The following is a 12,953-nucleotide window of genomic DNA, read 5'->3' as shown; positions in this document are numbered from 1 at the left end:
ATTCCCGGTGGAGATAGCGGAGGAGTCACACCCGATCCCATTCCGAACTCGGTCGTTAAGCCCTCCAGCGCCGATGGTACTTGGGGCGAAAGCCCCTGGGAGAGTAGGTCACTGCCGGGAGCTAAAACGAAGCCCAGCCCAAGAGGACTGGGCTCCTTCATTTCCCCGTCAGCCTCGCGGACTCGAGGCCGCGGTGTCGCCGGGGCCACGCCCGCGCGGAAGCGTCTCACGCAGGGATCGTCTCCTCAATCAACCCGGTGGGGACACCCTTCACCAATTCTACGTGCCCCAGGTCCACTGGCAGCACCAGGCGTAGCTCTCCAAGGTAACGTTTCTTGTCCGAGTTGAGGTGCCCCAACACCTGCTGTGGCTCGGGGCGAGTCGGCAGATCTGAGATACTGGTAGGAAGTCCGAAGTGGTGCACCAGGCTGGATATCCGGTCAGCGAGGCCCGGCCGGGCGAGACCGATGCGGGAGGATATGTTCGTAGCCATGCAGATGCCCACCGCAACCGCCTGTCCGTGGGATATTCCTTCGCACCCGCATGCTGACTCAAAGGCGTGCGCGAACGTGTGGCCGAGATTGAGAAGCATCCTCTGCCCCTCGTCGCGCTCGTCTTTTGAGACCAGCCTCGCCTTGAGCTCTGCACAGGCAGTGACCACTTCCTGCAAAACCGTCAGGTTGCGGGCCGCGATCTCCCCGGCGTTGCGCTCTATGAAGCTGAACAGTCCTTCGCCTCTCAGTATCGCAGTCTTGATTACCTCAGCCATCCCTTCGGAGAAGACCCTGTCGGAGAGGGTCCACAGAGTGCGAATGTCGGAGAGCACCAGTTTCGGCTGATGGAAGGCGCCTATCAGGTTCTTGTGATGCCGGTAGTTTACCGCAACCTTGCCGCCGATGCTCGAATCTACCTGGGCAAGTAGCGTGGTGGGCATCTGGATGAACCGGAGGCCCCTCATGAACGTGGCTGCGACAAAACCGGCGAGGTCACCAACCACGCCGCCTCCGAGCGCCAGGACGACCGTACTCCGGTCATGCCCGCTCTCATCCAGCAGGTCATACAGGCGGTGTGCACTCTGAATGCTCTTGTGAACCTCTCCATCGCCGATTAGGGCTGTCTCCACCGTGTATCCTGAATCCCTCAGATCAGTCTCAACATCATTGAGCCACAGCTCGGAAACCAGAGGGTTAGACACAACGAACACGCGACGCGAATCCACGCAGGACTCCGCGATGAGGCGCGACGGGCTTGCGATGAGACCGCTCCCGATGCGTATTGAGTATCGCCCGCTGGGGGTGTCCACCCCGGCAGCCTTCACCGCTGTGGGAGCCTGTGCAGGGCTCTCTTGCGCCAGCTTTGACATGATTTCGCTCACGACGAAATCCAGACCGGGCTCTGTGTCTACTGTCATATCTGCGGTTTCAAGATAGGCGGGCGTTCGCTGGTTCAGCAGGTCGATTACCCTGGCAAGCTTCTCCTCAGGTTGAGGATAGCCACTCAACATCGGGCGCTCGCCGTTCTCGACCCTGGCCAATATTGTCTCAGGCCGGGCGGCAAGAAACGCCACGGTGCAATGCTTCTTCACGACCTCCCTCGTTTGCGGGTTTTGAACGGCCCCGCCCCCGACTGCTATCACTACGTCCCTCAATTCGGCAGCAGTTCGCACAGCCCGCGCCTCGAGCTCGCGGAACGCCGGTTCGCCCATGCGGGAGAATATCTCGGGGATCGCCATCCCGGCGATGCGTTCAACCAGGGTGTCCGTATCCACGAAGCGCCTGTTTAGGGCACGAGCGAGCATTCGCCCCACCGTACTTTTTCCGGTGCCCATAAAACCGATCAGAAGGATGTTCTTCATGATCTGTCCACCGCCCTCGAGTCGGTTTGGGGCAAGTCATCTGCGCGGATCACATCTCCGCCGAACCTCTCGAGCCACGCATCGGCGATGACCAGGGCGATCATGGCTTCGGCAACCACCGCAGCGGAGCCCACGATGCATACGTCCGACCTCTCTCTGTGAGCCGGGCGGCATTGGCCGGTTTGAAGATCTACCGATGGCAGGGGCTCCTGCAGTGTCGGCACGGGTTTGACGGCGGCCCTCACGAACACCGGCTCCCCGTTGGTCACGCCGCCTTCGATGCCTCCCGCCCTGTTCGAGCTCCTGCGGAGGTAGTGGGGCAGGAACGCGTTCTGCACGGCGCCTTCCGCGCCGGACTCCGGATCCCTGACTATGTGGTCATGAGTCGCGCTTCCTCTTAACTGCGCCAGGGCGAACCCCTCACCGATCTCCACTGCTTTCACGCTGCCTATGCTCATGACGGCTGCGGCAAGCCTGGCGTCGAGTCTCCTGTCCCAGTGAACGTAACTCCCGAGGCCCGGGGGCACGTTAAGGGCGGCGACTTCAAAGACCCCGCCCAGGGAATCGCCCGAATCGCGGGCCTGGTCGATGGCCTGTGCCATGCCGGTCGATGCCGCTGGATCGGGGCACCTTAACGGTGACGACTCGGCAGATCTGGCCAAAACCAGGGCAATAGAGGGGTCGGTCATCCTCGCCTGAGCCGAAGGGAGACTGGCCTCCACTCCGCCGATTGAAGTGACCCAGCTCACGACGTGGACCATCGACAGGTCGAGCAGTTTCCTGGCGAAGTACGCGCACACCACCCTTGCCGCTGTCTCGCGAGCGCTGGCCCGTTCCGCCACCGGGCGGCAGTCCGCGAAACCATATTTGACAGCGCCTGCAAGGTCAGCGTGGCCCGGGCGCGGGGCGGTTATGGGGACGTCCCTGTTGACCCAGTTTGGGTAATCCTTGTTTGGAATGAAAACCGATATGGGAGCTCCCGTGGTCTTTCCTTTGTGGATGCCACCGGTGACCATGACCTCATCGTTTTCGATCCCGGCCCTCGCTCCCCGGCCGTAACACCGGCGCCGCCTGGCGAGCTGTTCGCGGAGTTCATCGACTGACACATCCACTCCCGCCGGCATCCCCTCGAGGATCGCGGTGAGTCCCGGACCGTGGGATTCTCCTGCCGTCAGGAATCTCAACACTGCAACCACCACCCTCCCGCGACTCCTTTGAGCCCATCCCTCATTGCATCGACCGGCGCGCTTTCTCGCGTAAATACCTCAAAGGCATAGACTCCTTGCCACAGCAATACCTCCAGGCCCGGCACCACCCTGTAACCGGTACTGCCGGCGAGGCTCAGGAGATTTGTCGGGCCGTACGAGTAGCACATGTCGCAGAACACCGAACCACGGCGGAAGACCGATTCCAACAAACCCCCCAGGTGAGACGATGGTTCCTCCGGCAGGCAATTGATCACCAGGTCGAAATCGCGCCGGGCATGGCGCGCTACCGCCTGGCGGTCTATTTCCTCGTCCAGCAACGAGAAAGACCACGTAGTGCTCGTAATTAATGCCTGCATTCTGTCAATGAGACTGGCGGCACGGGGAGCCGTCCTGTTGGCAATGGTTATCGTCGAGGAGCCGCGCCTGGCCAGGGCTGCCACACACCCGGCCGCAGCGCCGCCTGCGCCCAGCACCAGGACGCTGCTGCCTGGCGGCTCGAATCCGGCTCTAAGCTCCAGGGCCTTCAGTAGCCCCGGCCCGTCCGTGTTGTGTCCCTCGAGCCGGGGTCGCCCACGACTCGAGTCGCAAACCACCGTATTCACAGCACCGGAAGAGTTGGCCAGATCATCCACTCTCGAACACGCCATCTTGACCGTGCCTTTGTGCGGGATAGTCACGTTGAACCCACGCATGGTACTGGCCGCGCTGGAAAGGAATACCGGCAGTGTCTCGGGAGCGACCGGGATGGCTTCGTACCGCCAATTCAGGCCGGCTTTTCGCAGGGCGGCCGCCTGCATATCGGGCGAAAAGGTCAGGCGTAGGGGCCACCCTATCACTGCGAGTTCGGGCATGGGCTGGGGGTTACCAGGCGTGTTCATCGCTGACGACCTCCTCCAGCCTGCGGCCTTTCTCCACGAGCTGACCCAGCTGAGCGAGGAATCCGGGGTAGGACACATCAATGCAATCCGGGTCGTCGAGCACGGTCTTTCCATCCGCAACCAGCCCCGCGATCGCGAAAGCCATGGCTATGCGATGGTCGCCCCGGGTGCGAATCCGAGCGCCCCGCAGGCGTGCCCCGCCCTGCACCCAGAACCCGTCAGCCAGCTCACCGGCTGTCGCGCCCATTGCCCGCAGGTTCTCGACGATGGCCGAGATCCTGTCGGTCTCCTTGTGCCGTAGCTCCGCGGCGCCCCTGACCACGGTCTCCCACGCGCGTTTGCCGCGCATACCGCGAGCATGGGCAGCTCGTCCACGAGCGCCGGCACCTGTTGTGGAGTAACCTCGATTGCCCGGAGGTCGCCCCCCGTGACTCTCACGTCGCCTACTGGTTCCCAATCGTTGCGGACGGTGGTTATCTCAATCCGGGATCCCATCGCCTGCAGGGCGTGCAGGAAGCCGGAACGCAGGGGATTCAGGCCGACGCCGCGGACCAGTATATCCGATTCCTGGACAATCGCCCCGGCGGCGAGCCAGAAGGCTGCGGACGATATGTCACCAGGCACTTCGAGGTTCTGAGCCCGCAGTCTGGGGAAGCCCCGTACGCTGACGCGGCCGCCTCGAACGCTTACGTCCGCCCCAAAGAGGGCCATCATCCGCTCGGTATGATCGCGCGACGCCACGGTCTCCACGATGGTTGTTGAACCTCGAGCGTACAGACCCGCCAGCATCAGGCACGACTTCACCTGGGCGCTTGCCACCGGCATCCTGTACTCGTCCAACGGCCGTAACCCACCGCCGGCATCGGGCGACCCGCCCCTTACATACAGGGGCGCTTTGAGACCACCGTCGCGCCCATCAATGGTGGCTCCCATCTGTTGCAGGGGTTCTACGACGCGCTTCATGGGCCGGCTTCTCAGGGAATCATCGCCTGTCAATACGCTCATGAATTCCTGGCCTGCCAGAATGCCCGCCATGAGCCTCATGGTTGTGCCGGAGTTCTTGCAGTCGAGCACATCCAGGGGCTCTCGCAACCCCTTGAGGCCGAGACCGGTGACCCTGACGCAGTCCGGCCCTCGTTCGATAGGGACGCCCAGAGCGCCCAGGCAATCCAGGGTCGCGGCGCAATCCCTGCCGGGCGCGTAGTTAGTGATGATCGTTTCTCCCTCAGCCAGGGCGCCCAGCATCGCTGAGCGGTGAGAGATGGACTTGTCGCCGGGGACCTTTAGGCGCGCGTTCATTTTCGACTGCCTGGTTATGGCGACCACTCAAATACCCCCCGGGGCCGGCGCTTCTTGAAGGTACTCCCGGGCTCGTCTTGCCGCGTCTACCAGGGCAACACGATTTCCTGCCCGAAGTGCTGTCTTGATGGTAGCGAGATGCTCTTCGAAACTGCTAATTGCAGCCAGCAGAGATTGGTTGTTGAGGACGCAATAGTCGACGGCCATCGACGGATCCGAGCGCGCGAGCCGGGTGGTATCCCTGAAGCCTCGCGCTGTAAGTACGTTGATCAGTGGCAGATCCGTGGCTCCCTGGCGCGAGCAGAGGGCTGTGGCGAGAGCCACCAGGTAAGGCAGGTGGCTGGTGAAAGATACTGTTTTGTCGTGTTCCAGCGCGTCCACCACAAGCGGCCTCGCCCCGGTGGCCTCAACGATGGCCCCGACCCTTTCAACACCCGCGAGGTTTGTGCCGGAGTCCGTAATGGCCCAGACTGCGCCCCTGAACAGGTCCGCCGACGCGGCTTCGAGTCCAGATCTCTCCGACCCGGCCATCGGGTGACCGCCCACGTATTGCACGCCGGGCGGCAGGTTGGCGATTATTCGCTCCTGAACGGGGAGCTTTACACTGCCCACGTCCGTCACCACGCTGCCCGGCTTCATGGATTCCGCCGCGAGCAACGCTACTTCCGGTATGGCGCTGCTGGGAACGGCGACCACCACTACATCACTCCTGCGGGCGAGGTTCCGCAGGGAGCCGGCTTCCTCGTGGCAGGCGCCCACAAGAACCGCTCGTGCGGCGACTCCCTCGATGAGGTCGTAGCCGATCACGCGCCACGGGCGATTGGAGCGAAGCGCCAGACCGATAGAGCCGCCGATCAGCCCTAAGCCCACAATCCCGACCACCATCGTCTGCATGGCCGTATCCGTAACCTGCGAGGCTGTGTTCGAACGCTGGCTCATGGCGCCGCGGCTCCCTGTGGCCGGACTTGGGGTCCGGCCGGGATTGGGCGGTGCAGGGACCGGTTCAGCGCGGCGGCAACGCTGCTGACTTGCTGGGCGAGTTCATTCAACTCGCCCAGGTTGAGTGATTGTGCGCCGTCCGAAAGAGCCTTGTCGGGTTCCGGATGCGCCTCGACCATGACTCCATCGGCCCCGGCCGCTATCGCGGCCATTGCCATGGGTATCACCAGTTCGCGCTTACCCGTGCCGTGGCTCGGGTCGACGATCACGGGCAGATGGCTTAGTCGCTTGACTGCGGGCACCGCGCTGATGTCGAGCGTGTTGCGAGTATGGGTTTCGAAGGTTCTGATGCCTCTCTCGCACAGCACAACTTGCATATTGCCACGGGCGAGGATGTACTCGGCCGCCTGCAGCCACTCGTCTATGGAAGACATCATGCCCCTCTTGAGCATTACAGGCTTCTTGCTCTGTCCGACTTCTTGGAGCAGGTTGAAGTTCTGCATGTTACGCGCGCCGATCTGCAGCATGTCGGCGTAGCCGGCAACCATCTCCACCTGTTCGGGGGACATGACCTCGGTCACGACCGGCAGGCCGGTCTCGCCCTTGACCGTGGCGAGCATCTGAAGGCCCTCGCGCCCGAGACCCTGAAAGCTGTAAGGGGAGCTCCTGGGCTTGAATGCTCCTCCTCTCAGGATCGAGGCGCCGGCCCCCAGAGCCGCCCTGGCGGTTGCTCTCAGCATCTCCATTCCCTCGACGGAGCAGGGTCCGGCTATCAGGACGACCTCCCGGCCGCCGATCCTCACGCTGCCCAAATCAACCGTGGTGGAGGTGGGTTTCAGTTTTCGGCTCGCCAGTTTGTTGGTTCCAGTATCCTTATGGCTCGCTCGACGCCGGGCAGCGCCTCGATCGACTCCGGAGCAATCCCGCAGACGTCCCCCGTGGTCCCCAGAATCGTGCGTTCCTCTCCCTGGGATGTGTACACGTCCAGCCCGGCCTCCTTCAGGTGTTGCCTGACCTTCTCCACTTCCTCGGGGGTAGCCACGCTTTTCATCACAATTGTCAAGGCTCTAACGCCTCCCTTGCGCCTCGAACTCCCCGTACTGCCATAATCATCCCTCCAGGGCGAAAGGACCGAATGGGGACAAAAAATCCCGCCCCTTGTAAGGGACGGGATTCGAGCCCGCGGTACCACCCTTGTTGGTGTACACCCTCTCACCCAGATACGGGCTCGCACGCAATGGCGGGCCGATATCCTGTCCTTTTAACGGCGGAACCCGTCGACGCCTACTCCATGACGGTCTCTACGACCGCCTGTTTCGGGCCGCAGCTCACAGGTGTACGTTCGCCACCCGCAGAAGCCCTCGCACCACCCGGGCATTCTCTGGGTCTGCCAGATGACTTCCTCTCCTGGTCATCGCCATTCGCACTTCAGGTTTGAACAGCATGTTACACGGCTTTACACGCGATGTCAATACCTCTTTTTTTGGGTGTAGTCGGACAGTGATATTGTCACCCTGTAAGCCGACTGAGAAAATGTCACCATGACAAGGTGCATTATGTTGAATCCAAAAGAGTCCAGGCGAGTACATGTTATCGAGAAACTGGTCGCCGGCGAACTCCTCGTCCGCAGTTAAAACCGCGTGGCCGGGCTTTATGGAGCCTCGTGAGACCGGGCCGTACAATCGGGTGCGTGTAACAGCTCCGTGATTACCCTCTCGGAAATACCCTCCACCAATCGCACTTCACCAACGGCCACCGGCACTACAAAACGTAGTCTGCCCAGGTGGCGCTTTTTGTCGAATTTCGCATGTGAGCATATCAGATCCGGCGTGAGATCTACCGCAAGATCACCGGGACTCGTCGGGAGGTTGAAGCGGTGCATCAAGCCCGAAATCCGGGACAGGAGGCCGGGCGCGGCGAAACCAAGCGAGTGAGATAGCTTCGCGGACAGGCAGACGCCTACGGCCACCGCCTGTCCGTGTGATACCCCCTGGTATGCGCAGGCTGATTCAACGGCATGGCCGAAGGTGTGACCCAGGTTGAGAATCATCCGCCCGTCCTCGTCACGCTCGTCTTCCGATACCACCCCGGCCTTGATCTCGGCGCAGGCTGCAACCACCTCCTGCAGCGTAGCCGGGTTTCTGGCCACGATGCCTGCAGCATTACGTTCCAGGAGGCTGAATAGCGGTTCACCCCCGATTATAGCGGTCTTAATGACCTCCGCCATTCCTTCCGAGAACACTCCGTCGGGCAGCGTCTGCAGGGTGTCAACATCGGAAACCACCAGTACCGGCTGGTAGAAGGCGCCGATGAGGTTCTTGCGATGCCCGTAGTTCACCGCAACCTTGCCACCGATACTCGAGTCAACCTGGGCGAGAAGCGTAGTGGGGATTTGTACGAGGCGAACTCCTCTCATGTATGTGGCCGCAACGAAGCCGGCGAGGTCTCCAACCACCCCGCCTCCCAGTGCCACGATCACTGTGCTGCGGTCATACCCCTTTTCGTTGAGCAGGTCGTATAAGCCCGTCGCGGACTGCAGGTTCTTGTGAGTCTCGCCATCTGCGACCAGGGCCGTCTCCACCTGGTATCCGGCACCCTCCAGTTCATCCGTGAGGTCAGTGAGCCATAGCTGGGAGACCATCGGGTTTGACACAACGAGTACTCGCTGGAGGTCCGCGCATGAATCCTTGATCAGGCGGGAGAGGCCTGCGATGACCCCACTGCCGATATGGACTACGTATTGCCCACCTGGAGTGGTTACCGCGACACTACGTGCGGTCGCGAAGGCATTCGCCGGTCGCTCGACTGGCAAGGGGCGATCGACCGGCAATAGCCGTTCTTTCGGCAGATTCGAAATGATTTCATCCACCACGAGGTCAATGCCGCGTTCGGTGTCGATAACCATGTCTCCGGCGTCAAGATAGGCCGGCATCCTTTGCTGTAACAGGTCGAGCACCCTGGCAAGCTTTTGCTCGGGTTCCGGATATCCCGTCAGCATCGGGCGCTCACCCCTGGTCTCGACCCGTGCCAGTATTGTCTGGGGACGGGCCGTGAGGAGAGCCACGACACAACGTTGCTTCACAAGCGCCCTCGTTTCGGGATTCTGGATCGCGCCGCCCCCGACGGCTATCACCGCGCCCTTCAACTCGGTAGCGGCCGCCACGAGCCGGGCCTCCATTTCGCGGAAGGCCGGTTCGCCCATGCGGGAGAATACCTCGGGTATCGTCATCCCGGCGGTCTGTTCGATCAGGATGTCCGTGTCCACGAAGCGCATGTTGAGTCGCTTTGCCAGCGCTCGCCCCACTGTACTCTTGCCGGTTCCCATGAATCCAGCCAGGAGGATGTTCATCATGGCGAACCAGCCCCCGGACGAGCCCACCTGACAATGCTGTCGTCATCGACCACATCCGCTCCGAACCTCTCAAGCCACGCATCGGCGATGACCAGGGCGATCATGGCTTCGGCAACCACCGCAGCGGAGCCCACGATGCATACGTCCGACCTCTCTCTGTGAGCCGGGCGGCATTGGCCGGTTTGAAGATCTACCGATGGCAGGGGCTCCTGCAGTGTCGGCACGGGTTTGACGGCGGCCCTCACGAACACCGGCTCCCCGTTGGTCACGCCGCCTTCGATGCCTCCCGCCCTGTTCGAGCTCCTGCGGAGGTAGTGGGGCAGGAACGCGTTCTGCACGGCGCCTTCCGCGCCGGACTCCGGATCCCTGACTATGTGGTCGTGAGTCGCGCTTCCTCTTAACTGCGTCAGGGCGAACCCCTCACCGATCTCCACTGCTTTCACGCTGCCTATGCTCATGATAGCCGCGCCGAGCCTGCCATCCAACCGCCTGTCCCAGTGGACGTGGCTTCCCAGGGCGGGGGGCACATTGAGAGCGACAGCCTCGAAAATGCCCCCCAGGGAATCACCGGCTTCGCGAGCCTGATCGATGGCCAGGGTCATGCGAGCCGACGCCTGCGGATCGGGGCACCTTACCGGCGATGACTGCGCAGACCTGGCCAGATCCAGGACGACGGAGGCATCCGCCATTCGCGCTTGGGCCGGCGGCAGGCTGGCGTCCACACTGCCGATTGACGTGACCCAGCTAACGATTTCGATCCCGGACCGGGCGAGGAGCTTCCTGGCGAAGTAGCCGCAGGCTACTCTGGCTGCCGTTTCTCGTGCACTGGCTCGTTCGGCCACCGGTCGACAGTCAAGGAAGCCGTACTTGAGTGCGCCGGCAAGATCCGCGTGCCCCGGGCGCGGGGTGGTGATGGGACAATCTCTGCCGGCCCAGTTCGCGTGGTCCTTGTTGGGGATGAACACCGATACGGGGGCGCCGGTGGTCTTTCCCTTATGGATACCACCGGTGATCATGACCTCGTCGTTTTCGATTACAGCTCTCTGCCCCCGGCCGTAGCACTGTCGCCTTCTGTTCAGCTGTTCGCGAAGCTCGTCGACGAACACGTCTATCCCCGCCGGCATTCCTTCGAGAATCGCTGTAAGACCCGGTCCGTGAGACTCCCCTGCAGTGAGATACCTCAACATTTTAACCACCACTCTCCCGCGACTGCGGTCAGTGCATCCCTCATTGCATCGACTACGGCAGGTCTCCGGGTGAAGATCTCAAATGCGTAAACCCCCTGCCACAGCAGCATCTCGAGCCCGGGGACCACCCTGTACCCGATATCGCTCGCGACGTCAAGTAGTGCGGTCGGCCCGTACGAATAACTCATGTCGCAGAATGCCGGACCGTTCGTGCATACCGCTTCCAGCAGTCTCCCGAGGCGCGCCGAAGGTTCTTCTGGCATGCAATTGATCACCAGGTCGATATGATGGCGGGCGCAACATGCCTCCGGCCGACAGGGCGCCTCCTCGTTGAGCGCCGCGCACAACCATGTCGTTTTGGGGAACATCGCCCGCATTTTGTCAACGAGAATGGCGGCGCGCGGCTCTGTCCTGTTGGCAATGGTTATCGTCGAGGAGCCGCACCTGGCCAGGGCCGCCGCAGCCCCGGCCGCAGCGCCGCCTGCACCCAGGACCAGCACGCTGCTACCTGATGGTTCGAACCCGGTTCTCAGGCTCAGGGCCTTCAGCAGCCCGGGCCCATCCGTGTTGTGCCCTTCAAGCCGGTTGCGCCCCTGGGAGCGGACACACACCACGGTATTCACCGCATCGCACCGGCTGGCCAGGTCGTCTACCACTGAACAGGCTATCCGGACCGCACTTTTGTGTGGGATGGTTACATTGAACCCCCGCATGGTGGCTGCTGCGTTTGAAATAAACCCCGTCAATTCTTCGGGGGAAACCGGCATGGCCTCATAACGCCAGTCCAGTGCGGCCTTCCGCAGGGCGGCGATCTGCATGGGTGGCGAAAAGGTCAACTGTAACGGCCATCCTATGACGCCCAGTTCGGGGAGGGGCCCGGCCTTACCGTGACTGCTCATTGCCTGTGCACCTCCAAGTCCCGCGCACCTTTCCCACCAGATCCCCCAGCTGAGCGAGGAATCCGGGGTAGGACACATCAATGCAATCCGGGTCGTCGAGCACGGTCTCTCCATCCGCAACCAGCCCCGCGATCGCGAAAGCCATGGCTATGCGATGGTCGCCCCGGGTGCGAATCCGAGCGCCCCGCAGGCGTGCCCCACCCTGCACCCAGAACCCGTCAGCCAGCTCACCGGCTGTCGCGCCCATTGCCCGCAGGTTCTCGACGATGGCCGAGATCCTGTCGGTCTCCTTGTGCCGTAGCTCCGCGGCGCCCCTGACCACGGTCTCCCACGCGCGTTTGCCGCGCATACCGCGAGCATGGGCAGCTCGTCCACGAGCGCCGGCACCTGTTGTGGAGTAACCTCGATTGCCCGGAGGTCGCCCCCCGTGACTCTCACGTCGCCTACTGGTTCCCAATCGTTGCGGACGGTGGTTATCTCAATCCGGGATCCCATCGCCTGCAGGGCGTGCAGGAAGCCGGAACGCAGGGGATTCAGGCCGACGCCGCGGACCAGTATATCCGATTCCTGGACAATCGCCCCGGCGGCGAGCCAGAAGGCTGCGGACGATATGTCACCAGGCACTTCGAGGTTCTGAGCCCGCAGTCTGGGGAAGCCCCGTACGCTGACGCGGCCGCCTCGAACGCTTACGTCCGCCCCAAAGAGGGCCATCATCCGCTCGGTATGATCGCGCGACGCCACGGTCTCCACGATGGTTGTTGAACCTCGAGCGTACAGACCCGCCAGCATCAGGCACGACTTCACCTGGGCGCTTGCCACCGGCATCCTGTACTCGTCCAACGGCCGTAACCCACCGCCGGCATCGGGCGACCCGCCCCTTACATACAGGGGCGCTTTGAGACCACCGTCGCGCCCATCAATGGTGGCTCCCATCTGTTGCAGGGGTTCTACGACGCGCTTCATGGGCCGGCTTCTCAGGGAATCATCGCCTGTCAATACGCTCATGAATTCCTGGCCTGCCAGAATGCCCGCCATGAGCCTCATGGTTGTGCCGGAGTTCTTGCAGTCGAGCACATCCAGGGGCTCTCGCAACCCCTTGAGGCCGAGACCGGTGACCCTGACGCAGTCCGGCCCTCGTTCGATAGGGACGCCCAGAGCGCCCAGGCAATCCAGGGTCGCGGCGCAATCCCTGCCGGGCGCGTAGTTAGTGATGATCGTTTCTCCCTCAGCCAGGGCGCCCAGCATTGCTGAGCGATGCGAAATGGATTTGTCGCCCGGAACTCTGATGCAGGCAGTGATACCCGCCTGGCGACTTGTGTTAGACAACTTGAATACC

At 62.4% G+C, this 12,953-nt stretch carries 7 protein-coding genes, 1 rRNA gene and 3 pseudogenes; 1 reads left to right on the top strand and 10 read right to left on the bottom strand.

What is annotated here, in order from left to right:
- Nucleotides 1-3: 3 nt before the first annotated feature.
- A 5S ribosomal RNA gene (rrf, locus tag HPY55_10900) occupies nucleotides 4-120 on the top strand.
- A gap of 106 nt (nucleotides 121-226) precedes the next feature.
- Here the strand turns inward: rrf and aroB (HPY55_10895) are convergent.
- The 10 genes and pseudogenes from aroB (HPY55_10895) to aroA (HPY55_10850) all read right to left on the bottom strand — a co-directional run bounded on the left by aroB (HPY55_10895) (nucleotide 227) and on the right by aroA (HPY55_10850) (nucleotide 12,862).
- Nucleotides 227-1,855 (bottom strand): 3-dehydroquinate synthase, encoded by a 1,629-nt coding sequence (aroB, locus tag HPY55_10895; GenBank protein NPV71132.1) that lies wholly within the window; start codon nucleotides 1,853-1,855, stop codon nucleotides 227-229.
- Complete coding sequence (aroC, locus tag HPY55_10890; protein ID NPV71131.1) at nucleotides 1,852-3,042, bottom strand: chorismate synthase; 1,191 nt, start codon at nucleotides 3,040-3,042, stop codon at nucleotides 1,852-1,854. The genes aroB (HPY55_10895) and aroC (HPY55_10890) overlap by 4 nt, the downstream gene beginning before the upstream one ends.
- Nucleotides 3,036-3,941: a hypothetical protein gene (locus HPY55_10885; GenBank protein ID NPV71130.1), complete on the bottom strand. Its 906-nt coding sequence runs from the start codon at nucleotides 3,939-3,941 to the stop codon at nucleotides 3,036-3,038. The genes aroC (HPY55_10890) and HPY55_10885 overlap by 7 nt, the downstream gene beginning before the upstream one ends.
- Nucleotides 3,925-5,240, bottom strand: a pseudogene (gene aroA / locus HPY55_10880) (3-phosphoshikimate 1-carboxyvinyltransferase). The gene HPY55_10885 and the pseudogene aroA (HPY55_10880) overlap by 17 nt, the downstream one beginning before the upstream one ends.
- Before the next feature lie 27 nt (nucleotides 5,241-5,267).
- Complete coding sequence (locus HPY55_10875) at nucleotides 5,268-6,179, bottom strand: prephenate dehydrogenase (GenBank protein NPV71129.1); 912 nt, start codon at nucleotides 6,177-6,179, stop codon at nucleotides 5,268-5,270.
- Nucleotides 6,176-7,242 (bottom strand): annotated as a pseudogene (gene aroF / locus HPY55_10870) (3-deoxy-7-phosphoheptulonate synthase). The gene HPY55_10875 and the pseudogene aroF overlap by 4 nt, the downstream one beginning before the upstream one ends.
- A 588-nt stretch (nucleotides 7,243-7,830) precedes the next feature.
- Nucleotides 7,831-9,531: a 3-dehydroquinate synthase gene (gene aroB / locus HPY55_10865; protein ID NPV71128.1), complete on the bottom strand. Its 1,701-nt coding sequence runs from the start codon at nucleotides 9,529-9,531 to the stop codon at nucleotides 7,831-7,833.
- Complete coding sequence (aroC, locus tag HPY55_10860) at nucleotides 9,528-10,718, bottom strand: chorismate synthase (GenBank protein NPV71127.1); 1,191 nt, start codon at nucleotides 10,716-10,718, stop codon at nucleotides 9,528-9,530. The genes aroB (HPY55_10865) and aroC (HPY55_10860) overlap by 4 nt, the downstream gene beginning before the upstream one ends.
- Nucleotides 10,712-11,617, bottom strand: a complete 906-nt coding sequence (locus tag HPY55_10855; GenBank protein ID NPV71126.1) for a shikimate dehydrogenase — start codon at nucleotides 11,615-11,617, stop codon at nucleotides 10,712-10,714. Before HPY55_10855 ends, aroC (HPY55_10860) begins: the two co-directional genes overlap by 7 nt.
- Nucleotides 11,601-12,862: pseudogene (gene aroA / locus HPY55_10850) on the bottom strand (3-phosphoshikimate 1-carboxyvinyltransferase). Before aroA (HPY55_10850) ends, HPY55_10855 begins: the two are co-directional and overlap by 17 nt.
- Nucleotides 12,863-12,953: the final 91 nt, after the last annotated feature.

The sequence above is a fragment of the Bacillota bacterium genome (assembly GCA_013178305.1).
Classification (GTDB): Bacteria; Bacillota; Sulfobacillia; order JABLXB01; family JABLXB01; genus JABLXB01.
Note: the sequence above shows the minus strand (reverse complement) of the source record. Positions and strands in the feature narration are given on the sequence as shown.